The organism is Dyella sp. BiH032 (genome assembly GCF_031954525.1).
Lineage (GTDB): Bacteria > Pseudomonadota > Gammaproteobacteria > Xanthomonadales > Rhodanobacteraceae > Dyella_D.
The window spans coordinates 1761473-1787306 of sequence record NZ_CP134867.1 but is presented as its reverse complement, the minus strand read 5'-3'; the positions used below and the strand labels follow the sequence as shown (position 1 = coordinate 1787306).

The 25834-nt window shown below is 62.1% G+C and carries 23 protein-coding genes; 8 read left to right on the top strand and 15 right to left on the bottom strand.

Translation table 11 applies throughout. The features are described from left to right. Nucleotides 1-20: 20 nt before the first annotated feature. From RKE25_RS07965 to RKE25_RS07950, 4 genes are all read right to left on the bottom strand, one after another. Nucleotides 21-923 carry a sensor domain-containing protein gene (locus RKE25_RS07965; RefSeq protein ID WP_311841704.1) on the bottom strand — a complete coding sequence of 301 codons (903 nt, stop codon included), beginning with the start codon at nucleotides 921-923 and terminating at the stop codon, nucleotides 21-23. Then, nucleotides 920-1285, bottom strand: coding sequence for a PadR family transcriptional regulator (locus RKE25_RS07960; RefSeq protein ID WP_311842356.1), 366 nt, complete (start codon nucleotides 1283-1285; stop codon nucleotides 920-922). Before RKE25_RS07960 ends, RKE25_RS07965 begins: the two co-directional genes overlap by 4 nt. A 182-nt stretch (nucleotides 1286-1467) precedes the next feature. Further along, the gene (locus tag RKE25_RS07955; protein WP_311841703.1) at nucleotides 1468-1674 is read right to left on the bottom strand and encodes a hypothetical protein; all 207 of its coding nucleotides are present in this window, start codon (nucleotides 1672-1674) and stop codon (nucleotides 1468-1470) included. A 126-nt stretch (nucleotides 1675-1800) separates the two neighbouring features. Further along, entirely contained in the window at nucleotides 1801-2568 is a 768-nt protein-coding gene (locus tag RKE25_RS07950; RefSeq protein WP_311841702.1) for a hypothetical protein, read from the bottom strand. A gap of 800 nt (nucleotides 2569-3368) precedes the next feature. On the opposite strand from RKE25_RS07950, the gene RKE25_RS07945 reads away from it, so the two are divergent. Beyond that, nucleotides 3369-4985 carry an AAA family ATPase gene (locus RKE25_RS07945; protein ID WP_311841701.1) on the top strand — a complete coding sequence of 539 codons (1617 nt, stop codon included), beginning with the start codon at nucleotides 3369-3371 and terminating at the stop codon, nucleotides 4983-4985. A 242-nt stretch (nucleotides 4986-5227) separates the two neighbouring features. On the opposite strand, the gene RKE25_RS07940 is transcribed toward RKE25_RS07945, so the two are convergent. After that, the gene (locus tag RKE25_RS07940; RefSeq protein WP_311841700.1) at nucleotides 5228-6187 is read right to left on the bottom strand and encodes a hypothetical protein; all 960 of its coding nucleotides are present in this window, start codon (nucleotides 6185-6187) and stop codon (nucleotides 5228-5230) included. 1741 nt (nucleotides 6188-7928) lie between these two features. On the opposite strand from RKE25_RS07940, the gene RKE25_RS07935 reads away from it, so the two are divergent. Then, nucleotides 7929-8282 (top strand): hypothetical protein, encoded by a 354-nt coding sequence (locus RKE25_RS07935; protein WP_311841699.1) that lies wholly within the window; start codon nucleotides 7929-7931, stop codon nucleotides 8280-8282. A 269-nt stretch (nucleotides 8283-8551) separates the two neighbouring features. On the opposite strand, the gene RKE25_RS07930 is transcribed toward RKE25_RS07935, so the two are convergent. Next, nucleotides 8552-9388: a helix-turn-helix transcriptional regulator gene (locus RKE25_RS07930; protein ID WP_311841698.1), complete on the bottom strand. Its 837-nt coding sequence runs from the start codon at nucleotides 9386-9388 to the stop codon at nucleotides 8552-8554. Nucleotides 9389-9486: 98 nt separating this feature from the next. Between RKE25_RS07930 and RKE25_RS07925 the strand changes: the two genes are divergently transcribed. After that, nucleotides 9487-10383: an SDR family oxidoreductase gene (locus RKE25_RS07925; RefSeq protein WP_311841697.1), complete on the top strand. Its 897-nt coding sequence runs from the start codon at nucleotides 9487-9489 to the stop codon at nucleotides 10381-10383. 83 nt (nucleotides 10384-10466) lie between these two features. Here RKE25_RS07925 and RKE25_RS07920 read toward each other — a convergent pair whose 3' ends face one another. Together RKE25_RS07920 and RKE25_RS07915 are read right to left on the bottom strand one after the other, a co-directional pair. Further along, the gene (locus RKE25_RS07920; protein WP_311841696.1) at nucleotides 10467-10760 is read right to left on the bottom strand and encodes a DUF3144 domain-containing protein; all 294 of its coding nucleotides are present in this window, start codon (nucleotides 10758-10760) and stop codon (nucleotides 10467-10469) included. An 83-nt stretch (nucleotides 10761-10843) separates the two neighbouring features. Next, nucleotides 10844-11824, bottom strand: coding sequence for an AraC family transcriptional regulator (locus RKE25_RS07915; protein ID WP_311841695.1), 981 nt, complete (start codon nucleotides 11822-11824; stop codon nucleotides 10844-10846). Nucleotides 11825-11899: 75 nt separating this feature from the next. On the opposite strand from RKE25_RS07915, the gene RKE25_RS07910 reads away from it, so the two are divergent. Together RKE25_RS07910 and RKE25_RS07905 are read left to right on the top strand one after the other, a co-directional pair. Next, the gene (locus RKE25_RS07910; protein ID WP_311841694.1) at nucleotides 11900-12895 is read left to right on the top strand and encodes an oxidoreductase; all 996 of its coding nucleotides are present in this window, start codon (nucleotides 11900-11902) and stop codon (nucleotides 12893-12895) included. A gap of 1806 nt (nucleotides 12896-14701) precedes the next feature. Continuing rightward, nucleotides 14702-15961: a hypothetical protein gene (locus tag RKE25_RS07905; protein WP_311841693.1), complete on the top strand. Its 1260-nt coding sequence runs from the start codon at nucleotides 14702-14704 to the stop codon at nucleotides 15959-15961. Between the two features lie 224 nt (nucleotides 15962-16185). Here RKE25_RS07905 and RKE25_RS07900 read toward each other — a convergent pair whose 3' ends face one another. The 3 genes from RKE25_RS07900 to RKE25_RS07890 are packed head-to-tail and all read right to left on the bottom strand — an operon-like array spanning nucleotide 16186 to nucleotide 17736. Then, nucleotides 16186-16809 carry an HD domain-containing protein gene (locus RKE25_RS07900; RefSeq protein ID WP_311841692.1) on the bottom strand — a complete coding sequence of 208 codons (624 nt, stop codon included), beginning with the start codon at nucleotides 16807-16809 and terminating at the stop codon, nucleotides 16186-16188. Between the two features lie 40 nt (nucleotides 16810-16849). Beyond that, nucleotides 16850-17311, bottom strand: coding sequence for a carboxymuconolactone decarboxylase family protein (locus RKE25_RS07895; protein ID WP_311841691.1), 462 nt, complete (start codon nucleotides 17309-17311; stop codon nucleotides 16850-16852). Nucleotides 17312-17319: 8 nt separating this feature from the next. Further along, nucleotides 17320-17736, bottom strand: coding sequence for a cupin domain-containing protein (locus RKE25_RS07890; RefSeq protein ID WP_311841690.1), 417 nt, complete (start codon nucleotides 17734-17736; stop codon nucleotides 17320-17322). A 91-nt stretch (nucleotides 17737-17827) separates the two neighbouring features. Here RKE25_RS07890 and RKE25_RS07885 point away from each other — a divergent pair, with 91 nt between their 5' ends. Continuing rightward, the gene (locus tag RKE25_RS07885; protein WP_311841689.1) at nucleotides 17828-19237 is read left to right on the top strand and encodes a PLP-dependent aminotransferase family protein; all 1410 of its coding nucleotides are present in this window, start codon (nucleotides 17828-17830) and stop codon (nucleotides 19235-19237) included. On the opposite strand, the gene RKE25_RS07880 is transcribed toward RKE25_RS07885, so the two are convergent. The 4 genes from RKE25_RS07880 to RKE25_RS07865 all read right to left on the bottom strand — a co-directional run bounded on the left by RKE25_RS07880 (nucleotide 19234) and on the right by RKE25_RS07865 (nucleotide 23992). Continuing rightward, nucleotides 19234-19743: a YdeI/OmpD-associated family protein gene (locus RKE25_RS07880; RefSeq protein WP_311841688.1), complete on the bottom strand. Its 510-nt coding sequence runs from the start codon at nucleotides 19741-19743 to the stop codon at nucleotides 19234-19236. The two genes, RKE25_RS07885 and RKE25_RS07880, sit on opposite strands and share 4 nt — an antisense overlap. 347 nt (nucleotides 19744-20090) lie before the next feature. Next, nucleotides 20091-20276, bottom strand: coding sequence for a hypothetical protein (locus RKE25_RS07875; protein WP_311841687.1), 186 nt, complete (start codon nucleotides 20274-20276; stop codon nucleotides 20091-20093). Between the two features lie 175 nt (nucleotides 20277-20451). Beyond that, a complete protein-coding gene (locus RKE25_RS07870; protein ID WP_311841686.1) occupies nucleotides 20452-22506 on the bottom strand; it encodes a PAS domain-containing protein in 2055 nt (684 codons plus the stop codon). Then, nucleotides 22499-23992, bottom strand: coding sequence for an ATPase domain-containing protein (locus tag RKE25_RS07865; RefSeq protein WP_311841685.1), 1494 nt, complete (start codon nucleotides 23990-23992; stop codon nucleotides 22499-22501). Before RKE25_RS07865 ends, RKE25_RS07870 begins: the two co-directional genes overlap by 8 nt. 242 nt (nucleotides 23993-24234) lie before the next feature. On the opposite strand from RKE25_RS07865, the gene RKE25_RS07860 reads away from it, so the two are divergent. Together RKE25_RS07860 and RKE25_RS07855 are read left to right on the top strand one after the other, a co-directional pair. Next, nucleotides 24235-25251, top strand: coding sequence for a hypothetical protein (locus tag RKE25_RS07860; RefSeq protein ID WP_311841684.1), 1017 nt, complete (start codon nucleotides 24235-24237; stop codon nucleotides 25249-25251). 100 nt (nucleotides 25252-25351) lie between these two features. Further along, nucleotides 25352-25765, top strand: a complete 414-nt coding sequence (locus RKE25_RS07855; RefSeq protein ID WP_311841683.1) for a hypothetical protein — start codon at nucleotides 25352-25354, stop codon at nucleotides 25763-25765. Nucleotides 25766-25834: the final 69 nt, after the last annotated feature.

Here is a 25834-nt window from a genome sequence, read left to right as displayed (position 1 = left end):
CGGCAGGACGTGGACTCAACTCAAGAGATGTCGCGCGACACCAGCAGGTGCTTGGCGATCACGCCATGCATACGGCCCAGCGCCCGCACCAGGTGCAACGTCGCGAACAATAGCAACACGCCGGCCACGAACAGCACCAGTGCATCGCCCAATGTCGGCGTGTGCGAGCCATAACCCCAGTTGATGGTGATGTCGTGGTCGACATGGCCGAAGGTCCACGCCAGCGGCGCGCCGATGAAGCCCACCGACACCGCCAGGAGCGTGACGGAGATGGTGAAGTACACGATGCCCAGCGGCAGCATCAGCAGCATGTAAAACATGGTCGTCCAGGTGCGCGCATCGGTGAACATCGCGCCGATGCGGCTCATCAACGTGCGCCCCGCCACCGGATACGGCGGCCGGCGCGGCATGCGCACGCCCAGCATGGTCTCCACTACACGCCCTTCCACCAGCGACAGCGCGCGCACCGTGCCGAAGAACAGCACGATGAAGGGAATGCCCACGATCAACACCGACAACCCCGCCGACAGCGACACGCCCGTCACCGTCCAGGTGAAATAGAAGATGCCCGTGGCGAGCGACAGCAGCATGTAGAACAGCGCGCCCCAGGTGCGCGAGTCGGCCGCCACGCCGAAGAAGCGCCCGGCCAGCGAATGCCGCTTCGGCGGCGGCGGCGGGCGCAGCGCGCGCTGGATCTTGATCTCCTGGTCGCGGTAGATCTCCGCCACTTCCTCCGGCGAGCCATAGCTGCCCACGACCTTCGCGAGCATCTCTTCCTGCGACATGCCCGGATGTTCCTGCAACTCGGCGCGCAGGTGTTCCTCGGCGTCGTAAAGCGCGTCCTGGATCAGCGCGGGATCGGCGCCGCGAAGCGCGGCACGCAGCTGTTCCAGGTATTCCGCGATAGTGCGCGGCGTGTTCATGTCACCCCTCCTTGCAAAACGGTATCGACGGAATCGCGCGTGGCGTTCCACGCAGCCACCCACTGGCGCAGCACCTCGCGCCCCAGCTTCGTGATGCGGTAATAGCGGCGCGGCGGGCCACTCACCGAGGGCTCGACTTCACTCTCCAGCAGACCGTAGGCCTCGAGGTTGCGCAGCACCGGATACAGCGCGCTCTGCTTCCCCGCGAGCACCCCCTCCCCCACCTCTTCCAGCCGCTTGGCGATCTGATAGCCGTACATCGGCTGCTTCGACTGGCCCAACACCGCCAGCAGCACCAGGGACACGGTGCCCGCTGACAGCTCCTTCTGGAATTTCTTCAACAGGCCGGCAACGTCTTCCACCTGGCTCACCCTTTGGGCTACTTAGCCGTGAGTGAAGGATAGTGTGGAGTTATGGATAGTCCATGCGCTGGAAGTCATGGGGTGGCGCCAGGGGCTGTGTACCAATATTGGTGTCGAACGGCCCTGTCCTCAAAAAAAAGGCGGCACCAAGGCCGCCTTCTTCACTTCCATTGAGCATTGCATCAAGTGGCGAACTGGACGTAGAACGCCAGGCTAATGAGTCCAATACAAAGGACGCCTAGCAGTTTTTCCGCCGCGGACATGCGCCGGCCGCTCTTGAGCTTCTCGTTGTAGATTTCCGGCAGCGTCTTGGCTAGGCCGCGCCATGCCCGACCCAGGAGCGCTGACCCAACAAAACATGCGAGGCCAGCATCGAAAAGAAGATTCACCCGATGCTCCTTTGATCCATGCATAGCCAGAAGCAGCAAGGCCAGCGTAACAAGTGCCGATAGTGCGAAGATCCACGCGCCTCGCCTATCTGGTAACCCAAGCCACCGAGCAATCATTGCCACACCTCAGTCAAAGCAGCCATCGCCTATATCGTTGCCCAAGTCCCATGTCGCATCCCAGTCACCGTAGGGGTCGCTACTTGACGATACGGGGTACTGAAACATGCCGTCAGCATTGTGCTCCTGGATACCCCGCTGAACACCAGAGCTGTTGGTCACGGCATCTGCTGCGCTCTGAATACGGTCGGCCACACCAGCGACCGTCCCGCCGATGGCATCCCATAGCGAGGGATCGTATTCCTGAATGAGGTCGCCCACCTCAGAGCCGATTTTCCAGCCTACGGCTCCGGCCGCGGCGACTTGGCCACCGGCATAAATGACGGTCTCTGAGAACGCGGCAGCCGGTCCCAAGCTTCCGACCGGCGCGGTTCGGAATTCCAGATAGATCTCCTCGAGAGTCATGTACCGGGTCGGTGCCGGACCAGACATGGGCATGATCGTTGTCGGAATCGTGACTTCTCCTGTGGCTACCCGGGCGGCGTACATCGACGCGACCGAATGTGACGCCGAGCGTTGAACGGCGGCATTGACGTCGTTGACCCCGAATACACCCGCGACGCGAACAAGCTCTTTCGCCGTGAGCCGCGAAGCCAAGACATCCAGCAGCTTCGGCGGCCGCCCAGCGTTGGTCTGCCTGTACAAGCGCGCAATCCCCGCCAGTTCCTTGTCGGTCAGCCGCGAGAGAACGAGCGATGCAGAGCCGTGGGTGAAATTGTTTTCAATGACCCCTGCGAAATTTCCGTCGATCTCGCTTGGCGTTCTACCCAACGTCATCGCTGGTCGCATCCGTACTACCTCGTTGATCGGCGGTGACGGGTCCCCTCCCTCTCCACACGAAGGCAATAGGTTGGGATGAGGAAGGCTGGTGGTGACACCTGCATGAGCGTGTGCTGAGACCAGCGAGGAAGCGAGCAACGTAAGTGCTAAGAGCGCCGAGCGAACCCCGATTTCCATGCAAAAAGATCCTTTCGTGATGCCCCCTTTCGGCGCTGGATACTTGGAGATGGAACCGGTGACGGTCAATCGGCCGCCGCTCGAAATATCTTGCAAAATCAGCGAGATATTCCGTGCACGGATTGTGAAAACAAAGGCGCCACTAAGCGTCCGTTGTGGCGCAATTTCCTGCCTGTAGTCTTTGGACTACGCAAATTTGAGAGATAGCTCACAGTTAACGCGCTGGTCCTGCAATGGCCTGGAAAACGGAGCCGGAGGCAGTTAAGGCAGCGGTGCTATGCATTGGACCAACACGCTTACGAGCACCAACTGACAACCCCTGATCGCTCGCCCTAAGCAAGCACGCCGGTTGCGCGTTACTTCGGGCCCCGAATCGTCAGCACCTTCTCATCGGTATTGACGACAAACACCGCCAGCAGCTTCGACGGCTCCGTATCGCTGGCATTGGCGCTGACGCCGTGGGAAAAAGGGCCGGAGGCAGTTAAGGCACACGTATTGGACCAACACGCTTAACCACCTCCGGCCCGTTATCGACATACTACTCACCTAGCGGCCAAGACCAGTTCTAGCCGCCAATGAGTCATCATTGTGAGCCAATTGGCCCATACGGACTTGACTACATGACCTTTCGCTTTTCCATCCCGACCAACGATGCCCCGTCCGAGATCATCATTGACCCGGGAACATCGGCTACGTTCGTCGGCGCCAATGGGAGTGGAAAGACTCGACTCGCTCTATTCATTGAAAATGCAGCCAGAGAACAAGTTCATCGAATTTCGGCACATCGAGCATTAGGACTAGACCCCGCCGTCCCAAAGATCAACGAAGGCAATGCCCTGAGAGGCCTTCGCTATGGCTATGCAGATGAACGTGCCAATATCGAATATCGCCACAATCATCGCTGGGCGAATGGAAAAGCTGCCGTCGCGCTCTTGAACGATTTTGATTTCCTCGTTCAGGCACTCTTCGCCGAGCAGTCAAAAACGGCGCTCGTTACTCATACTAAAGCCCGCTCGGGAGCCGAGCACGCAGCCCAAGCTACGAAGTTCGAGCGACTCAAGAACATATGGGAGCACTTGTTGCCGCATCGCGAGCTTGTGATCAGCGACGACAATATTGAGGTTCGAGTACCTGGAAGTGGAGAGCTCTATAGCGCCTCTGAAATGAGCGATGGTGAGCGGGCAATCTTCTATCTGATTGGCCAGGTACTGGTGGCGGCCGACAATTCGCTCCTCGTAATCGACGAACCCGAACTCCATATTCACCGGTCAATCATGAACAGGCTTTGGGACGAGCTTGAGAATGCACGACCCGATTGCGCGTTGGCATTCATCACACATGATCTCGAATTCGCAGCGTCGCGCGTCGGCCAAAAATTTGTAATTCGCGACTATTCCCAGGCAGGACCGAAATGGATCATTGAAGCAGTCCCAGATGGCACCGGCTTTTCTGAAGAGCTCTCCGTTCTCCTTCTGGGGAGTCGTCGCCCAATCCTTTTCGTCGAAGGCGATCTGAACAGCCTAGATAAGGCAATCTACAGAAGCGCATACCCTGAATGGACAGTCGTCCCTCGAGGCTCATGCAAGGATGTTATCCATTCAGTCGTGACGATGCGTGCCAATGCTGCGTTTACGCGTATTCATTGCGCGGGAGTCATCGACGCTGACGACTATGATACGGACGATGCCGCATACCTCCGGGGGCTCGGGATAGCGGTTTTGCCGGTCTCCGAAGCAGAGAATCTATTGCTACTTCCCGAGGTCAGCCGCGAGATTGCAATCGCCGAACACGTGGCCACCGATCACATTCAAGAGCATATCGACGGGTTAAAGAGCAAGTTGCTCGATTTTGCCTCGCAGGATGGGGCCGTGGAGTCTGCGGTGATCCGGCACTCGCTGCGCCGGATTGACCACGCACTAAAGAAAACCGACCTGAGCGGCAAAACTACGATTAACGAAATGGAAGCCGCCTATGCTGCGCAAACAAGTGGCCTCAACATTCAGGCCATTGCCGCGAGGCGGCGGGAGAAGATCCACGCGGCCATCGCTGAAAAGGATCTGTTGACGCTTCTGTCAATCTTCGACAACAAGGGGATGCTGGCCGTTGCGGCAAGCCATCTCAGGAACACAAAAAGAGGGCCGTTCGAAACGTGGCTTAGCCGGATATTGCTCAATGATCGAGCCCCAGGGCTTATCGCAGCATTGCGCCGCGCACTTCCTCAAGTGCCTAATGACTAGCGTATGCCAGGACCTTACCGACGAGCCCGCTGCAGACCCCAAAAGGGGCCGGGGGCAGTTAAGGTAGCGGTGCTATGCACTGGATCAACACGCTTAACTACCTCCGGCCCGTTATCGGTTTTTACCTTTGGTGAAGGAAGACATTACCGATCGGTGAGCTGGCATGGATCAACAAAACGGAAATCGCTGCCAAGGAGAAAGTGAGAGTTACCTTCTTAGCAAAGGATCGGGCCATGACGGAATCACGGCTTCGGTACCGGATAGCTGCATCCGGTGAAATAGCAGAACCCGGACGGCGGCATGGTTTGATTCGACGTTGCCGTGGGAAACCAACTGCTTCCCGGGTATTGAGAAGGTGAAGACATCATTCCGAAACCCGAGCTCGTCGGATCCGTGGGGTCTTGGAACGCCCGGAAGTAGATGAAATAAGTGAGCCAAGGAAAGTTGGCTTGGCTCAGACTGATGGCATCAGCCATCCAAGCCGCCGCGACGGATTGCGAGTTGGTTGCACACCCTGTCGCACATACAGAGTAGCCGGTCTCAGAAAATATCATGGGCAATGTACCGTCACCGTTGTTTGCGAAGACGTTGTACATAGTCATATTCGGCTGAACCCAACTGGACACAGTTGCATCACCAGCAATGTAGGGATGCCAGCTTCCGCCATCGAAATAGTCCCTTGTGTTGGTGCTCGGCCACGTACCGCCCTTGATGTTGCGGTAGATGCGCGAGATGAACGTCGCCATGTTCGAGAATGATGGATCGAAATCGCCGTGCGGGTAAGGACTCGGTGGCGGAATAAATACCGTTGCACTGGGTATTTCGCTATGTATTGCCCTATGCGCTCGGAACATGAGGTCCGTGGTGATATCGGCCGCCTCTTCCCAAGTGAATTCAGGGCCGTGATCAACAGGGCAAAACAACGGGTCATTTTGCTGGTCAGTATCTGGGCGCAGCATCCCATTTGTTTCGTTTGCGGGCTCCCACAAGAAAACGTTCGGGAGCGCATGTGCCAGCGTAACCCACGATTGTTCGAAATTATCCAAGAACACTTGATAGTGACTTCCCGGCGTGAGATCTCGGCAAGGTATAAGCCCCCAATGCGTGCCACCTGTCATCCAGTGCGGATACGTCCCATCCATCCCAAGCACGGTGACACCCGACCTCTCCAAGCTTGCCACTGCACTTTGTGCGACAGACATCTTTGCGTCGTCTACCGTCGTAGGGCTTGATAGAAGGTCCGTTGCGAGAGTCCAGAGCCGAACAACTCTTGCGTTAATTCCATTGCTATTTAGAGCATTCACCTGCTGATCGATAGTCCATCCGTGGGTATCTACGTTTCCTATCAAAGTTTCCCCCACACCAAGGCTGCCGGCACCGGCAAGCACTGTCGACGCGTTTTGCGGGATGCCGCAATAGAAGAACCGATAGTCAACGGATGGCGTGCCTAAGGCTGAATAGGCTACGTATCCCGTAGGGCACGTGTAGGCTGATCCCGTGGCTGGGTTTGCGTAAGGCGTGCCTCCATCGCCAGTCATCCCACCAAAGTACATGCTGGCAGTCGAGGTATCGGAAGAATGAATTCGCCAGCAGAAGAAGAGCACGTTATCTACGGAGGGAGTGCCCAGCACCTGAGTCCTCGTATACCCCGGAGGACAAGCGTCCGTGTGAGTGAATGGATTAACGTAATAAAAATACCCGCGCCACGGGACCGCATAGTACGCAGTGCTTCCCGCCAGCCCAACCATACCGCCAAAGTCGTACAGAGAGTCCTGCCCGGAAATATGTGGGCGCCCACAGAAGTACATCGACCAGTCGACACTGGGAGTTCCATACACCAGGTAGGAGGTGTAACCGCTGGGGCACGAGGTCGAATTCGTCGCGGGATTGTTATAAGAACCACCATTGTAGTAACCATACATGCCGCCGAAGTCCCAAGCGGTATCTGCAAAAACTCGTCCTGCCATAAGAAACAAAAGAAGAGCAGCGAACCGAGTTATTCCCCTGCCAAGCCTTAGCCACCGCATAGTATTCCCCTATTGTTGTCGGTTAGAAGAGCAGAAAATTTCTACGGTATCTCGAAAGCCTTGGCTGTTATCGCTTGTGGAATACCGCAGCAAAATAATTGATCAGCCGCTCCCCGGGCGGACGCGATTCTGCTCCTCGGCTTCGATCACGGGAAGCAAATGGATCAGCTGCGATACGGGTGCAGACTCGCATCTCTCGGCATCAAGTAGGCTGCTCGCCGTCTCATGAGCAAGCTCGCCGCCCAATGGCTACACCGATCGTCACATCGACCAACTGCACTGCCAAACTGATCTTCGAATCGACCTGTTTCACCGAATGCAACTCGAGCGAAAAAGTAACTGTGATGCATCCCGCGCAGCATGCACGCTAATCACCAAATGACATCGCTCCGACATATCCCGCAGTCACTGCCCTACAGACAACCCCAACCCCTTTTTGCTAGCTTCATAGCCGTTGCCCGCGTAGCGGTTCCAGACGTGTCTCGGGCAACCACGGCAACGATGATGCCGCGAGAAGCGCGGGCCGCAGGAGTTGGCGCTCCTACGACCCGCTAACCATCACCAACTAGTTGGAGTTGATCATGGCTGACCCAGATCATACGGCACCCGCACGCCCGCCGATCCCCTCGGCGACATCCTCACCCCCCATCCGGGCCGTTCGCACCTTTCGCGAACACGGTTGAAGAACCGCGCCTAAGTGTTTTTCGCAGGGATTGTTCCCTAGCCGTGAAACTCGGCGCGTCGCCTTGCGCGGCGGCGGAACTTACGGACGCCCATCCACTTCTCAATCAAGCCGCCCGGCGCCCAGTCATGGGCCGTCGGTGAGCCTTCGAGTCCGTGTGATCGCGGCACGCCCGGCTGTTTCGGCGTGCCGCACCTGGACCAAGCCGCGGCATCACTTCAGGAGCTTAAGGACATGAACCTGTTTGGAGAACGCTGGTTATCACGCAACGCCGACTATTACGCCGACCCGAATGCCTCGCCGCACGACTTGCTGAGCGATGCCACCGAGTGGTTGCAGTACGCACGGCACACCACGCGATTGCTCGCCGACCTGATCAACGAAGAAGAACCCTTGGATCATCGCCACCTGTCCATCTCCTTGGAAGGCATCGCCGCGATGACCGCCATGGGTATCCGCTGCGCAGCGCTTGCGCAGGGTCGGCTGCAGTGGATGGAACTAGAAAAGACCATGACCTCCCAGCCCGGCGAGGCGCATCCGCCCGAGACACCACCGAGCGGAGGAAGCGCGGCATCCGATCAGGCTTGAGCTGAATCGCCTCTCCTGCGAGGCCGCCAGCATCAGAGCCTGTGTGCTCGCACCCGGGAAACCGAATCGGCCAATGATCCGCAGCCCCGGCGCTCGCAAGAAGCGCCGGATGCGCAGTCAACCGCCGCTGACCAACCCACCAACCGCGGTCAGGTTTACTTCCAGAGGAACCAAAAGCAAACCCGGCCCGTTTTCGCCGTTTTGAATTCAAAGACTGCGCAAGCAGCAAGGGCGTCGCCCCCCCTTAATCCGTAGCCGCAAGCCGACCTTTAACCCACCGCTACCCGTGACTTGATATACGCACGAATCCGATCCTTATCTGCGCTAGTCGCCGGGTTGTACACGATCATGCCCAGATCCGGTCGTCCATCAACCGCGAAGGTGGAAAACTCAAGCTCCAGGAGACCCAGTTCGGCATGGTGCAGGCGTTTTACGCCCTCTCCGTAAGCGCTGACGTCGTTGGCCAGCCATAACGCTTCAAACTCGGGGCTCTGCCGGGACAGCTCTTCAACGAACTGGCCGATCTCCGCAACCGCACCTGCACGCGCAGCGTCTGCACGAAACGCGCCGACGACGAATCGCGCCACGCTTTGCCAGTCTTCCTGAGCGGCGCGCACCCGTGAATTGGAAAAGATCAGCCGCAGAATATTCCGCTCTGCGGGCGGGAGCGCACCGTAGTCTGTGAGCACAACAGCCGCCGCGCGATTCCAGGCCACGACATCCCACAGGGCGGTCTTGACGATGGCAGGGCTGACTTCCATCGCTTCGAGTACACGCTGCAACCTGGGCGTGACACCTTCGATGGCTTTGTAGCGGACTTCGGGTGGGTGACCAAGGCCGAGTATGAAGAGGTGTTCGCGCTCCGGCTCGGTCAGCATCAGCCCGTCGGCGATACGGTTGAGCACATCCGCCGAGGGCGCGCCTCCTCGCCCCTGTTCCAGCCAGGTGTACCAAGTGGGGCTGATGTTGGCGCGCTGGGCGACCTCCTCCCTGCGCAGGCCCGGCGTGCGCCTGCGCCCGCCAGTGAAGCCAAAGGCCGCCGGGTCGAGCCGGCTGCGCCTATCTTTCAGGTAGATGCCGAGTGGATTGCTGTTAGGCGTGGACATGGCGATCCTGTTGGTTTTTATACCCTGATAATGTCACTGCTTTACCGGTATGCGCGCCGGGATAAGTTATATCCAACACCCATCGTTGGAGACTCCCCATGCGCATATTCCTGACCGGCGCGACCGGCTTTATCGGCTCCCGGATCGTGCCGGAGCTGCTCGCCGCCGGGCATAGCGTTCTTGGCATGACGCGATCGGATGAGGGTGCGCGTGCGCTCGCCGCCGCCGGCGCCGAGGTGCATCGCGGCCAGCTGGAGGATCTGGATAGTCTGCGCAGCGGCGCGGCCAAAGCGGACGCCGTGATCCACACCGCGTTCGATCACGACTTTTCCAACTTTGCCGCCAACTGCGAAAAGGATCGGCAGGCCATTAAGGCCATGGGTTCAGCGCTGGTGGGTTCCGACCGTCCGCTGCTGATCACGTCGGGAACGGGCATGGGGAGCGCCCTACCAGGCAAGCCTGCGACCGAGGATGTCTTCAATACCGAACATCCCAACCCGCGGTCGGCATCGGAGATCGCAGGGGCGGAGATGCTCGCGGCCGGTGTCGCCGTGTCGGTCGTGCGGCTTCCGCAAGTGCATGACACGGTGAAGCAAGGCCTTATCACTCCTTTGATCACCGTGGCTCGCGCAAAGGGCGTATCGGCCTATGTCGGCGAAGGGCTCAACCGATGGCCAGCTGCGCACGTGCTCGACGTGGCGCAGCTCTATCGGCTTGCGATCGAGAAATGCAAACCGGGAACCCGCTATCACGCCGTTGCCGAAGAGGGCATTCGTGTTCGCGATATCGCCGAAGTGATCGGTGCGGGCTTGGGTGTGCCCGTCACGTCCATCCCGCCGAGTGATGCGGGAGATCATTTTGGATGGATGGCCGGGTTCGTCGGCATGGACCTGTTGGCGTCGAGCGCGTGGACACGCAAGGCTCTGGATTGGCATCCGAGCGGCCCAGGCTTGCTGGACGATCTCAGGCGGATGGATTATTCCGGCAACCACTGAATTAGCGTCCGCCTCCAACGTCGAGGCATCGATTGCGATGTCCGCTTTGGGTCGAAAGCGGGCACTACGAAATCAAGCAAATGTCAGCCATCCTTACGGCTCATGTAGGTTTTAAAGTTATCGATGTAGTCATTTAGGTTCTCTTCCAACATGGATCGGAATTGTTTAACGAAGTACTCCATCGTTTCCTGCTTCGCGGCCGCCATGTCCTCGCCCGACTCGAAACCGCAAGCGCTCACCCAAGCACTGAAGCGGGACGATGCATACATGCACGAGGCACTGACTTTTCCGCGCGAAACCTCCGCGAGCTGATCATTCGCCAAGCGAATTACAGCATCCGCGCGATCGTAAAAGTCATTATCGGTATCTGTAGCCAAACGATTCTCCTTGGTGGATCACGCAATGGGGTCAGGTTTACTTCCAGAGGAACCAAAAGCAAACCTGACCCCGTTTTGGGCATTCATTCCGCAGGCAAAAGCCCATCTCCCGATGGCGCTGCTTTCCGGTGACTCGCTTCGTAGTGCTTCGGCGATTGTCCGACGATGCGTTTGAACGCATGACTGAAAGCGCTCTCGGAGGCGTACCCCAGCGTGCGGGCGAGGTCGCCCACCGTGGCTTCGCCACGGCGCAAGGCACGCTCTGCAAGGTGCATGCGCCATCGTGCCAGGTACGCCAGTGGCGACGCGCCGGCCATCGCCTTGAAGTGGGCGGCGAATCCCGTGCGCGACATGGCGGCGGCCCGGGCTAGCTCATCGAGTCGCCAATCCCGTGCCGGGTCGCTGTGCATCAGGCGAAGTACCGGTGCTACGCGGGCATCGGTGGCGGCCCGCAACCAGTTGGCCTTCAGCGTTGCACCACTGGCCAGATGCGCGCGCAACACCTGCACGAACAGCAACAGCGCCAATTGCGACGTAGCCAGCGCAGCCCCAGGCAAGCCTTCGCGCTCCTGCACGAGATGCTGCAGGATCCACTGCAGGGCGCGCGCTTCGGGCAACGCCCCCGGCACGTGGATGAAAGGCGGCAGCACATCCAACAGCAACGAGCTATACGCCGTGGACGGACTGAAATGGCCGCCCACCTGCATCACTTCGTGATCCGTGCTGGATGCGGAACCCACGGCAACGAACGCCTCCGTGCGGCCAGCGAAGATCGTGCGCGCTTCGATCCCCGGCATGTCGGGCTCGCTGGCCAAGGTGAATCCGCGCGGCGCAGCCAAGAGAATGACGTCGCCCGTGCCAAAGCGCATCGGCATGGCATCGCCGTCGAAGCGTATCCATCCCTGCCCTCGCACCACGCCGAAGAATTTGACCTTGTCGGGCGGAGGAAAATGGATGCTCCACGCGCCGGAGGCGTAGAAGCCGCCAGCGACGACCGAATGCACTTCGGCCAGTCGCAGCACGTCGGAAAGCGGGTCATCGATCATGTTTGAACGATTGCGCATGCCATGCGCACTTTCAAGCATTCATCGTCCAGGTCTGACTGCCTAAGATCGCCGGACCCACCCAGGAATGCCTCCATGCCCCATGCTCAATCTCCGCTCCACTCCGGCTTCGGCGCGGCCTCGACCGCCCGTGACGTCATCGCCGGCATCGATTTATCCGGCAAGAACGCCATCGTGACGGGCGGCTATTCCGGCATCGGCGTGGAAACCACCCGCGCGCTGCTCGATGCCGGAGCGCGAGTCATCGTTCCCGCCCGCGACATGACGAAAGCCAAGGCCAACCTTGCCGGCATGAACGCCGAACTCGTCGCCATGGATCTCGCCGACCCGGCCTCCATCGACGGGTTTGCATCCGCCTTCCTTGCCAAGGGCGAACCGCTCCATCTATTGATCAACAGCGCCGGCATCATGGCCTGCCCGCTCACGCGCGATGCCCGTGGCTATGAGATGCAATTTGCGACCAATCATCTGGGGCATTTTCAGCTTACCGCCCGCCTCTGGCCGGCACTCCGGCGCGCCCAGGGCGCTCGCGTCGTCTCGCTGTCCTCGCTGGGCCACCGTTATGCGCAAGTCGACTTCGATGATTGGAACTTCGAGCGCCGCGAATACGACCGCTGGGTGGCCTACGGCCAGTCCAAGACGGCCAATGCGCTCTTCGCGCTAGCGCTGGACGAACGGGGCGCGCCGCATGGCGTACACGCGTATTCCGTGCACCCGGGCCGCATCATCACCGACCTGGCGCGATACATGAGTCGCGAGGAACTACAGCGTGTGGGCGGCTTGGATGACCAGGGCCGCCCTATCGCCGACCTCAGCCGCGGCATGAAGAACACCGAGCAAGGCGCCGCCACCTCGATCTGGGCAGCGACGAGTCCCCTGCTGAACGACATCGGCGGCGTTTACTGCGAAGACTGCGACATCGCCACCCTGATGCCCGACGACGAGGTCACCGCCACCCGTTCGAGCTCACTCTCCTCTGGCGTCCGCCGCTGGGCTACCGATCCCGTTGCGGCGCGTAGGCTCTGGGCGTTGAGTGAAGTGTTGACGGGGGTTTCGTTGGGTGATGCCTGAGGGAGTGGGCCGGGCTTGATTTCGTCGAAGGTCCGCGTTGGGTCGAAAGCGGACGCTATCTGCTATTGAACAGGCCATCCGCTAAGGCACGGCTGTAGTCGTCGTCGCGGTAGCCAGGGCACCGCCTCAACTCGTCAATCAATGGCACGTAAGCCTTTGAAGGCTTCTCGTTCGAGTCAGAGACGTGATCCCAGCGCCCTTCCCGTACCTCCATTGCAAGCTTGTATCCAGCCTCTGCAAGTCGTTCGGCCATCATTACAAGTCCCTCTCCATTGCTCGGACTATTAGGTTCGCTTTGGGTCGAAAGCGGACGTGGGCACCATGAACTGCACCGCTCCGCTGTCAATGTCCGCTATCGGGACGTCGCAATGCTCGATCTATCCAAAGCCCCGCTGATGGGCTGCCTTTACCCACGCTGCATCCACGGGGCCATTGAAACCGACGACTGCATCCACACCGCAATACGGACAGATCGCTGTCTGGCCCTGATCGTCGCCGTCGCACCACTCGCTAATGGCATCAGGCGCAAACTCGGCAAAGCAGTAGTAGCAAACCGCCACTTCGCTAGCGAGGAGCTGCTTGCGATGCATCGATGATTCGCAAGTTCTTCCCATGAACTGATTCCTCACCGTGCCTAACTCTTGCCGTATGGCGGCTGCTATGAGTCGGAAGCAGACAATTTGATTAGCCTAACGCCCTAAGTGTCGCATCGGCGTATGGATGGCCTGCACCTACCTCTGCTTGAACCAGTTCCCGCAGTGAGTTAGCAGTTGGACCAAGCATCTTGACAGTGACGAGGGCACAGTCGACCGGCATACCCAAGCGCCGATACGGCACTCCGTATCGGTTGACCGCTGACCCGTCGAGAATTGCCCGAAGAAGGGGTACCGCCCTCTCCCCATACGAGGCCAGCTCATTGGTCGCCCAGCCTCTTTTGCTCGGTGTTAGGAAGGCTTCGGGAAAGAAGTCGTTTCCGGGCTCTGCTAGGTTCACGCCGGGAGTCTCCGACAAAAGAAGTGATGCGCGTGAAAGGTCCGCGTTGGGTCGACAGCCGACCTTACCGATTCACGGGTCTGCTGCTATACGCAGCGGGTGCGACGGATTGTCAGTGATGAACGCATCCACGTCTGCGAGCCTGGTCGGCAATGCGGGACCGGACATGCTGCGGTAACTGAAGAATCGGAAGCCCGCTTGATGAAGGCGCCGTACCTTTTCCCATTGCTCCTTGTCGCTAAGCTTTGGCGCGTGAAAAGAGCGCCCCATGAGGTGAAGCGGTCCTCCACATTGAGGGCATGTAGCGCTTCCGTCCCTTCTTGGGCGGGTCTTGAAGCTCTTGCGGCATCGGAAGCAAGCATGAGCAACTAGATAGACGGGTCCGGCCATACGCACCTCATAGGTTCATTTCTCTAAGGCTGCTTCGGGTCAAAAGCGGACCTCACCGGACTATATCGATAAGCCCCATGGCCCGCACCAGCGAGGCGTTCAACGCTCGCCGGAGTGCGTGTGACATGCCCGCTTCGAGGCAAGCCCATGGATGTACCGCTTGTACAAACCACAGCGCCATCCGGCGCAATCCGTGAGACAGGCAAGCCGGATAATGATCGGGTTGGCAAGGAAGCTTACGGACACCCTTCGGCAGTGGGTTCCGCCGCATCGGGCTCGCCGACATCGGATCGACCAGGGATGGCTATCAAGACCGGGTTCAACTCCAAGAGGAGGTGGCGTCAGCAGGGGGCTGCGCGGCAAACGGCAGTGAATTGAACGGAAAGCTATAGGTTCGGCCACATTCGACAGGGAGAAGGAAGCATGTTCAGCAACAGGATGAAGATTTCGTTTGGCATGGCCATCAGTGCGATCTGCGCACTTGCATCGCCCGCATGGGCCGCATCGCTGGACCCCATGTTCGGTACGGCGGGCATCACGTCTACCCCATTCCCTTACTACGGTTCCGCCGCCAGGGTGGTCATTCAACCTGACGGACGGATCGTCGCTGCCGGCCAGGATGCCTACGGCGACTTCGCGCTGACGCGCTATACGACGAACGGCGCGTTGGACACGAGCTTCAACGGCACCGGCAAGGTCACCACCGCGCCATCCGGCAGCTGCTCGGGGCAGGCGCGCGCACTCGCCCTGCAATCGGACGGCAAGATCGTCGCGGCGGGTACCTCGTGCCCGAACTTCAACTCCATCCGCAACTTCACCGTTTATCGCTACAACACGGACGGCTCGCTGGATACCACCTTTGGCAGCTCGGGCAAGGTGACCATCAACTTCTACGCGGGTGCATCGGAAGCCTATGCCGTTGCCGTACAGGGCAGTTCCATCTGGGTGGCGGGTTACGCCGGTTCCGGCTTTGCGCTGGCGCGCCTTACCAGCAGTGGAGCGCTGGATTACAGCTTCGGCAGTGGTACCGGCATGGTGACCACCCCGGTGGGCACCAACACCGCGTTCGCCAACAGTCTGGCCATCCAGGCGGATGGCAAGCCTGTGCTCGCCGGCTACGCATCCAGCGATGGCACCGTCTTCGCGTTGACGCGCTACTCCACCAGTGGCGCGCTGGACACCACGTTCGGGTCCGGCGGCAAGGTGCTGACCCATGTGGCTGGCACTCTCTCCGGCAACGGCGCCCTCGCCATGTCGGTGGCCATTCAAAGCGATGGCAAGATCGTCGCCGGCGGCTATGCGAAGAGCACGGCCAGTGGCTACTACCAGCTTGCGGTCGCTCGCTACACGAGCGCCGGCGTGTTGGACAGCACCTTTGGGGCAGGCACGGGCAGCGTCCTCACCGCCGTCGGCAGCAGCGACGCGATCGGCAACGACGTGGCCATCGACGCCAATGGAGGCATCATCATCGGCGGCTACTCCACGACGGGCAGCTACCGCCAGTTGACCTTGAACCGCTACGACGCGTCCGGCAACCAGGACTACAGCTTCGGCCCTGTCACCACCACGGTCGGTAGTGCGAATGCCGCCATTCTGGGGATCGCTCTACAGAGTGACGGCAAGATCGTCGCTGCGGGCTATGGCAACTCGCCGACGGCCTTTGTGGTGGCACGCTACCAGTAAGCCGCGCCGAGAATCCCCGTTTCACAGGTGGCATCAGGAAAAACCCCTCCCGCTGACCGCGGGAGGGGTTTGGGCAGGCGTCCTCGCCAGCTTTGATCAGCCAGACCGCCCGAAAGCCAAGTCCGTGAAGCGATTTCGTCCCTCGCCCATGGCGACCCGATTCAACCGCCAGCGGTTCCACCGCTTTGCAAGGCAAAGCACACGCGGGACGAACGGCACCGCTCTCACCTTCCGCCATGCGTCCACGGCGACTGCAGGATCACGCTACAGATGTCCACGCGCCGGAACGCCGGGTCCTTGAATGCGATGAAGTCGTCGTTGAAGCTGCCGAAGGTGGTCATGGGGCGCTCCTTCAGCCCCTCGTGGAAGGCGTCGATGATGCGCTCTTCGAAACGCTCGTCGCGCGGATACGTAGCCAGTACGCTCTCCCGCTCTTCGTCCGTGAACTGCTCGAACGAGCCGCCCGCGACGTCCATGCCCGCAGCCAGGTGGAGCAAGGCGGCTTCCGGATGCAGGAATTCGGGAATGCCCGGCGTCGTGTGCAGGGCGATGGCCGTCCACACTTTGCCAACGTCGCTCTCGGCGATGCCATGGCTGCGCAGGAAGTCGCGCGCGGCGTTCGCTCCGTCCACTTCGAAGCGCAGCGGGCTTCGATGGAAGCCTTCGGTAAGCCCGAAGTCGTGGAACATCGCGCCGACGTAGAGCAGCTCCGGATCGAACGCGAGGCCCTTGCGGCTTGCCGCAAGAGCGCCCCAGGCATACACGCGCAGCGAGTGGCGGAACAGCAGGTCGCTCGCCGCGTCGCGAAGCAGTTGTGTTGCTTCGCGAGCGAGCGCGCTGTCGGGCATGCGGAGCTTTGAATTGCCCAGTGACACGACCTTCCCCCGATCAGTGCTCGGCCGCGCGGGCCGCTTCGGGCGGATTGCGAAAGCTGATCGCGAGCCGGTTGTAGGCGTTCATCAAGCCAATGGCGATGGTCAGGTCGACCAGCTCCTTCTCGCTGAACACTTCGTGCGCCGCGTCGAAGTCGTGGTCCGGTACGCCGGTCCGCGCGACCTGAGTGACCGATTCGGCCCAGGCGAGCGCGGCCTTCTCTCGTTCGTCGAACACCTTGCCGGCTTCGCGCCATGCCTGCAGCAAGGCGAGCTTTTCCACGGCGACGCCTTCCTTGACCAGGGCGCGGGTGTGCATGTCCAGGCAGTAGGCGCAGCCGTTGATCTGGCTGATGCGCAGGTAGACCAGATCGATCAGGCGAGTATCGAGACCCGACTGGGCGACGTAGCCATAGACCTGGCCGAGCGCCTTGATGCCGGCCGGTGACGCGTTGGTGTAATCGATGCGCAGTGACATGAGACAACCTATTCGTGGGGAGTGGTCAGGGGCGTGTCGCCGGTGTCGACGACGAACACGGCAAGCAGCTTGGCCGGTGCGGTCTTACTCGCATTGCGGCTGATGCGGTGGTGAGCGCCGGGTTCTTCGTAGAAGGCCTGGCCGGCCGTGTAGACGCGCGCGGGGCCGTCGTCCACCTGGCTCTCGATCGCGCCCGACACGACGTAGGCGTAGATGAAGGCCGACTTGGCATGGCTGTGCGGCGCCGAAGCGGCACCCGGCGGATAGTTCACCTCCACCGCGACGAGCGATTTGCCGGGAACGTTGGTGATGGCGTGCGAGAAGTTGGGGCTCACCGACTCGGCCGGCGCCCGGGCGCCCGCCGCGGTGGCTGTCAGCAGCGCGGCAGCGGTCAGCAGGACGGAGAAAAGCGTCGTTGGCTTCATGGGGGGACTCCTTCAATGACGGCGCCATCGTGCGCTCGCCAAAGGCCATTCAAAAGAACCAAAACTGGGTTTTATGGATGTACCATGGCGCATGACCCATCCCCTGCACATCGAGGTCGACCGGTCCGCCAAGGCCACGCTGGCCGAGCAGATCCGCCAGGGCGTCATCGCGGCGATCGCCAGCGGCGTGCTGCAACCCGGGGCGAAGCTGCCCTCGTGGCTGGCTCTGGCAGCGCAACTTGGCGTGGCGCGCGGAACGGTGAAATCCGCCTACGAGCGCTTGATCGACGAACAGGTGATCGTCTCCTCGCGCCCCGGCGGAACCCGCGTGGCGCACCAACCGGCCGGCGCCGGGCGCGCGATGCTTCCGGCCGAGGCGGATGCACCGCCTGCGCTGTACGACCACCTGCTCGTCCGTCCGGCCATCTTCCAGATGGGCGTGCCGGCCACGGACGGATTTCCCCGCAGCCTGCTTGCCCGCCTGCGCTCGCAGGCGGCGCGTGCCGAAGTCGCCGCGCCGGTCGCTTATCCCGACCCGCGCGGCGAGATCGGGCTGCGGCGCGAGATCGCCGCGCATCTTGCGCTGGCGCGCGGGCTCGAATGCCGTACGTCGCAGATCTTCATCACCGCGGGCTTCGCCGGCGCGCTCGGACTGGCCTTGCAGGTGCTGGGCCTGGAAGGCCGCCGGGTTTGGATAGAGAACCCCGGCTTTTTCCAGAGCCGGGCCGCGCTGGAATTCGCACGGCTCCTCCCCGCTCCGATTCCAGTGGACGAGGACGGCATCGACGTCGCCTATGGCGTGGACAAGGCGCCGGATGCGGCGCTCGCTCTGGTAACGCCGGGCCAGCAGGCGCCCATGGGCGCGACGCTGTCGCTCGAACGGAGGCTCGCTCTGCTCGCGTGGGCCGAACGCGCGGGGGCATGGATCCTGGAGGACGATTATCTGGGGGAGCTGCAACTCCATCGTCGCGCCGCGCCGGCGTTGGCATCGCTCGATCGCGCGGGCCGCGTCATCCATATCGGCTCTTTCAGCAAGACCATCAGCCCGGCGCTCCGGCTCGGCTTCATCGTCGCGCCCACGCCCCTGGTGAACCGGTTTGCCGAAGCGACGCTGTGCTTCGGCTCCGCCCCCGGCCCGGCCGTGCAGAACGCCATTGCGCAGTTCATGCACGAAGGCCATTACATGAAGCACCTGCGCCGTTCGAAGCGGCTCTATGCCGCGCGCGGCCAGGCGGTGCAGGCCGTGCTGGAACGCAAAGGCTATCGCGTCCGCCTCGGTGGCCTGGCGGCCATCGTGGAGTTGCCGGAGGGACTATCGGATGTGGCGATCGTCCAGAAAGCTATCGAGCGAGGGCTGACCCCTACGCCACTCTCGCCGTGGTATGCACGAGGCACGGCCGCCCGGCCGGGCTTGCTGCTGGGGATCGCCACCGTCAACGAGACGCAGGTTGCCGCGGCGTGCACGCAGCTTCACCAGCTGATCGACGCGCAGCGCGACTAGTCGCCGTCGCCGTTCCACGAGCGCGCCATGAACCGTCCTTTGCCGCCCGACAGCACGTACATCGCGCGTTCGAGATGGCGGGCCTTGGCGTCGGCGGATTTCACTTGCTCGAAGTAGCGCAGGATTTCCTTCTTCAGGCTGGGTATCAGGGCCTCCCAGGCCTGAAGCGCGACGGGATTCTGTTCAAGCGCGGCGCGGAAAGCCGGCGGCATGGGATGAACGGGGCCGCTTCGATAGTCCTCGTCGAACGCCAATTCCACCTCGACGGTATCGCCCACTTTGCAATCCGCCGCGTTGCGGACCTCCGCATGCAGGTACAGATAGAACGAGCCGTCGCCGATCGGCATCATGTTGATGCGCCACCACGCTTCCGGCTTGCCGTTCACGCGGCCACGCACCGGCATCGGCTTGCGCCAATCCGGCTTCAACCGCTGCGCGTCCTCGGCACTGACGCGCACGTAAGGGTTGATGTTGTTGAGTTCGATAGTGGCGCGAAAACGCAGCATGCTCACACGGTCACTCCCCGGATACCGCGCTGCCACGGCGCTGCCATGCGTGGAATGGCTTTCCCGCTCACGCGCTGATTGCCGAAGGATAGATTCGGTGCCGGCGCACGTCACGCAAAACGTGCCATGGCCGAATCGCATGGCCGGCACTCAGTCCACGCTGGATGCCGGCCGCGCCCGCGTTCGGCCATGCCTCGGAGACTGACGACGCCTACGTGGGCCCGAAGCGTTTCGCATGATCCGTGCTACGGGCATTCGAGCTTTTGTCGGAGGCACGCCCTGATCCATATCGATGACGCTCGCACCCAAAAAAAGAGAGAGGCGGCTCCGTGGCGCCGCCCGGGAGATCAACGGTTCTTGTGGCTCTGCTCGCCCGCTTTGACGTGCTGCTCGTGGCTGCCGCCACGCTGGCCGCTGGAACCGGCTTGCTTGGTGTCGGCTTGTTGGTTCTTGTGGCTCTGCTCGCCGGCCTTGACGTGCTGCTCGTGCGTGGCGTGATCGCCACCACCGCGGTTTTTGTTGGACTCAGGCATGAAAGATTCCTCTATGGTCGCGCACCGGATAAGGGTTTAGGCGCCTGTGCGCTCAGCGCCTGGGCACGACCTTAGGGTGTCGTCCTTCTAGACCGCGTGGGATTCGCCTCAAGACCTCTTTCACGCCTCTGCCGTTCCGCTGGCGGACTCATCGCGCGGCATGCCGCGCGGCAACTCACTTCACGCCGGCCAGTGCGTTGGTGACGGCCTGGCTGAATACGTCCAGCGCGAAGGGCTTGGCGATCATGGTCATGTTCGGCCCCAGGAACTCCGATCGCACGGCCGCGTTTTCGGCATAGCCGGTCATGAAAAGCACAGGGACAGACGGATGCTTCTCGCGGAACAGCTCGGCAAGCTGCCGCCCGTTCATGCCCGGCAGACCGACATCGGTCACCAGCAGATCGATATGGCTCAGCGATGCGATGTGGGACGTCGCTTCGGTCGCATCGCGCGCGGCCACGACCACGTAGCCGAGTTCCTCCAACAGGAGGTTGACCAGCAATCGCACCTGGCCATCGTCCTCGACCAACAGCACCAACTGGCCGTCGCCAGGCGTGGTCCCCGCCGTCTCGCGCGACGGGGCGGCGGCTGCGGCGGCGGGCGCGACCGGAAGATAGAGCGATAGCGTGGTCCCTTCGCCGGGCGAGGATTGCAGGTCGATGCAACCCTTCGATTGCTGCACGAAGCCGTAGATCATCGAAAGCCCCAGGCCCGTGCCCTGCCCGATGGGCTTGGTCGTGAAGAAGGGTTCGAAGACGCGCTCCTTGACGGCCGGTTCCATGCCGACGCCGGTGTCCGCCACGTCGAGCACCACGTATCCGCCAGCGTTCGCCTCATGATCTGGGCGGAGCAACGGCATGGACGCCGAGAACCGGGTGGCGATCCTGAGCCGCCCGCCGTCAGGCATCGCATCCCGGGCGTTGAGGCACAGATTCAGCAGCGCGCTCTCCAGCTGGTTGGCGTCGACCAGCGCCCGCTCCAGGCGCGGCGCCAGGTCGACTTCCATCCGTACGCGCTCGCCCAGCGTCTGCGCCAGCAGCATGTGCATCGATTGCACCAGCGCATTCACGTCGACCGGGCTGGGATCCAGCGATTGCCGCCGCGAGAACGCTAGCAGGCGCTGCGTCAGCGCCGCGGCCCGGCGCGCGGATTCCATCGCGGCATGGACGACTTTGGCGGTCCGCTCGTCGTTCATCCGGATGGCGACGATGTCCAGTGCGCCGATGATGCTGGTGAGCATATTGTTGAAGTCGTGCGCGATGCCGCCGGTCAGTTGCCCGACCGCTTCCATCTTCTGCGCCTGCCGGAGCGCCGCCTCGCTTTCCGAGCGCGCCTGCATTTCCATCCGCAGCGCCGCGGTGCGTTCTTCAACGCGTTTTTCCAGGCGTGCGGCCGCCTGGCTGATGGCTTCCAGCGCATGCTTGCGTTCGGTGATATCCGCCGCGAACAGATGCACGCCGTCGATGCGGCCGCCACCGACGGTCCGCGGCAGATAGCGAAGCTCGGTTTCGCGCCGCCGGCCATCGGGAAGCGGCAGGCTCAGCTCGATCCGCACGGCCTCCCCGGCCAGCGCACGGCGCATGGCGTCTTCCTGCGCGCGCCACGCGGCCTCGCCGAACACCTGCTCGACCGTCCGGCCCAGCATGTCCGCCGGATCGATGCCGAACCATTCCCGGTATGCCTGATTGGCGAAACGATAGCGGCAGGTGGTATCGAGCAAGGCGATCAGCACGGGCAAGGCATCGGTGATGCGCCGCAGCTCCGCTTCGCTCTCGGCCAGCGCCTTGCGGCTGGCGGCGAGTTCTTCCATGCGGTCCCTGATCTCGAACTGTTTCTGCCGGGAGCGCATGGCGATCTCGACAGCGCTCAGCAGCGAAGCCGAGCCGAGGGGGCGCTCGAGTTCGATGACATTGAGGATGGTGCGCGGCAGCGGCGAGACGTGGATTTCCTGCCCGGACCGGGCCGATTGCAGGACCACGAACGGAATGTCCGACCACGCCGGCTGGGCGGCGAGCGATCGCTGCACGGCGTCCGTGCCGCTCTGCAACGCTTCCTGGGTCAGGATGACGATGCCGGTCTGCTGATCGAGATGCGTGGCCAAAGTCACCTGGTCCGGATAAAGCGCGGCACGGTAGCCGTTCTTCGTCAACACCTCGACCAGGCTTTTGCCGTCGTGCTGCCAGGGCGCCACGACTTCCACCCGCCGGCCGCGCGCGGTTTCGCTAAGCATCCCGGGCTTCCAGCAGCGGTTTGGCTGCTCCGATGAATTCAGGCGTGCCCGTGAGTACTCCGCGGAAATCCGCTAGCGGCTCGCCTACGCGCAGGCCGCGGCCGTCGATATGCAGCTCGCGGATGGTGTCCTCGTGCTTTCCGGCGCGGTTCTTGATGACGGAAATGGCTTTGCGAATGCGGCCCTCCGCCTCGAAGAACCGGAGCAGGACCACCGTGTCGGCGATATAGGACACATTGAGCTGGCCGGTATCCAGCGAACCGACCAGGCCGAAGAGTGGATTGATCAGGAACGTCGTCACCCCGGATTGATTGAGAAACGCGAGCAGCTCATGCATCTGCAGCAGGAGATGCTTCTCCTGCGGCATGGCGGAGAGGTAACCGTTCAAGCTATCGATCACCACCATGGAGCATCGCCGTTCCTGGACCGCACGAAAAACCCGCCACGCGAACTCGCCTGGCGGCATTTCCGCCGGGTCGACCTGCGTGATCTCGAGCAGGCCTTCCTCGATGTAGCGTGACAACGGGATGCCCATCGCCTCGGTCCGATTGAGCAGCGTGCCGATGCGCTCGTCGAACTCGTATACCTGGCAACACTCGCCGCGGGCACAAGCCGCGCCGACGTACTGCATGGCGAGGGTGGTTTTCCCCGTGCCGGCAGGCCCGGTGAGCAAGGTACTGGTGCCGCGCAGGAAACCGCCGCCGCTGAGTTCATCCAGATGCGCGACACCGCTGAGGACCGGGCCCAGGCTGAAATCGACATGATGATCGGCGGCGATGAGCCGGGGATACACCTCCACGCCTCCGGTGCGGATGCTCAGATCGTGATAGCCGGCCATGAAGGCATGGCCGCGCATTTTCTGCACTTGCAGGCGGCGCCGGGCCGCACCGAATTCCAGCGCGAAGCGTTCGAGCGAAATGACGCCATGGCTGATGCTGTGCAGGTGCGTGTCGCGATCTCTCCCCTCGCTGGTCAGATCGTCGATGAACAGCACCGTCGTATTACGCGGCGAGAAGAATTGCTTGAGCGCAAGAACCTGGCGGCGGTAGCGCAGGGGATCCTGGGCGAGCAGCCGAAGTTCCGACAAGCTGTCGAACACGACGCGCCTGGGCTCGAGCCGCTGCACTTCCTGCTTGATCAGCCCGATGGTTTCCCCGAGTTCGACTTCCCATGAATGAAACACGGACTGGTTGCGTTCTTCGCCCAGCACCTCCTCGACCGACGAAAGCTCGATGAGGTCGATGCCGCCCAGATCCCATCCGTGGGAAGCGGCGACCTCCCTCAGCTCCTCCGAGGTCTCCGACAGCGTGACGTAGAGGCAGCGATCGCCAGCCTTGACGCCTTCCTGCAGAAACTGCAGCGAAAGTGTGGTTTTTCCGGAGCCTGGCTGGCCTTCGAGCAGGTAAAGATGGCCGGAAGGAAGCCCGCCTTGCAATACGGCGTCCAGGCCGGGAACGCCAAAACTGCAGAGAGGGGATGGCGTCATAGGAAGGCCTGTTCGGCAGGAAAGCTTTGTATTTTTGGGAAACGGGCTAAGCACTGCGTCGATATGGCGTGAACCTGCTCTGCACATATGGCGCTGGCGGCCTGGCGGCGCGGCTTGAGCCGGGCGCGGCGGCGAATGTCTGCGATGCTTTCGCATGTCCTTCCGCCATGTGACCTTCGATACTGGCACCGCCCTCGAGCCGGCCCGAATCTCTGCAGTCACTTCAACGCAGGGACAGGGATATGAGGCGTTCGGCCGTGGTCGCTTTCTCCTTCGCGGCGCTTGGCGCGCTGCAGGTACACGCCGGCGAAGCACCGGCCGATACGGCGCAGGTCATACCCACCGTGTACGAGGCGGGCCATTTCTTCGCCGTACCGGAGACCCGCGACGGGCAACGATTGAAACTGCTGGTCGACACCGGCGGCGGCGGTAGTTCGGGCATGTACTGGTTTGCCAAGGCGACCGCGGAGCGATTGCACTTGCCGACGAACGACTGCGCGCTGGGCGATACCCACGTGCAGGTCGCGCGCCTGCCCGACTACCAGCCGCGGCGCGCGCTTCCGCCGCCGATCGATGGCCCGTGCGGTGCGGCGCTGCTCGTCGTCTCCCTGCCCGCCAACCAGCACCTGGAAGGCCAACTCGGCGGTGCCTACCTGTCGGGCCGCATCTGGACCTTCGACTATCCGGCGCGGCGCATGACGCTGGAGAGTCCGTCGTGGCGCCCTGCCTCCGCCGCGCACGGGACCAAGCTGGGCTTCCAATACAACGACGCAGGCAAACAGACGACGGGCTTCGCGCGCCTTCCCATCGTCGTCGACGGCGAAACGCTGGACATGCTGCTGGATACCGGCGCCACCGCTGCACCGACGCCATCGGCGGCCAAGATCAGCGGCACGCCGACGGTGCAGGGACAAGGCGTGACCAGCTACATCACGACCGGAAAGCTGGACCAGTGGCACAAGAAACACCCCGACTGGCGAGTGCTGGAGCAGGCCGACACGCTGGTCCCCCATCCGTCGGTCCAGCGCATCATCGAGGTGCCCAAGGTACAGATCGCGGGCTGGTCGATCGGACCGGTCTGGTTCACCGAGCGGCCGGACAAGGCGTTCCACGAGTACATGGCGCAGATGATGGACAAGCCCACCGAAGGCGCCGTGGGCGGCAACGTCTTCCAGCATTTCGCGGTGACGATCGATTACCCCAGGGAGATGGCTTATTTCCGTTGCGTGAAGGGCTGCGCTCCCGCGCCGGTCGAATGAGCTTCCTGCCGGATCGCAACCAGCGGCGCCAGGCCTCGGGCGTCCGCGCGCGCGGCACTTGACCGGACCCGGGTCCAGCCCGGGTATGATGCGAGTCGCCATGCGCCCGCGCCTTCCACGCCTCAGCCGCCGCCGTCGCCTCCTTTGGGCTGGCGTCGTGCTGTTCTGCCTGCTGTTTCAGCAGCTGGCGATGGCCGCGTACGTCTGCACGCTGCCGGCCGCGCCGGCACCGACCGTTGCCATGATGGACGACTGCGCGGCCATGGGCATGGGATCGCCCGGCCCCTCGGATGGCCATCCAGTGGATCCGCGCTGCACCGAACACTGCGCGAGCCACGTGCCCGCCACACCGGACGCAAAGACACCCGTGGTTCCGCCGCTGCTGCTGCCGGCGGACTTCGCGGATGTCGCCAAGGCGGTCTCGCATGCATCCCCGCGCGCGCCGCTGCCCAATCCGGAGCTGTACCCACCGGATCCCCCGCCTTCGCTGCGGTTCTGCTCCCTCCTGATCTAGCCCTCCCTCGCACTCGCTGACGGTGGCCGCGCGCCTGCGCGGCCGTGTGCCTGTGTGATGGGAGTTCAT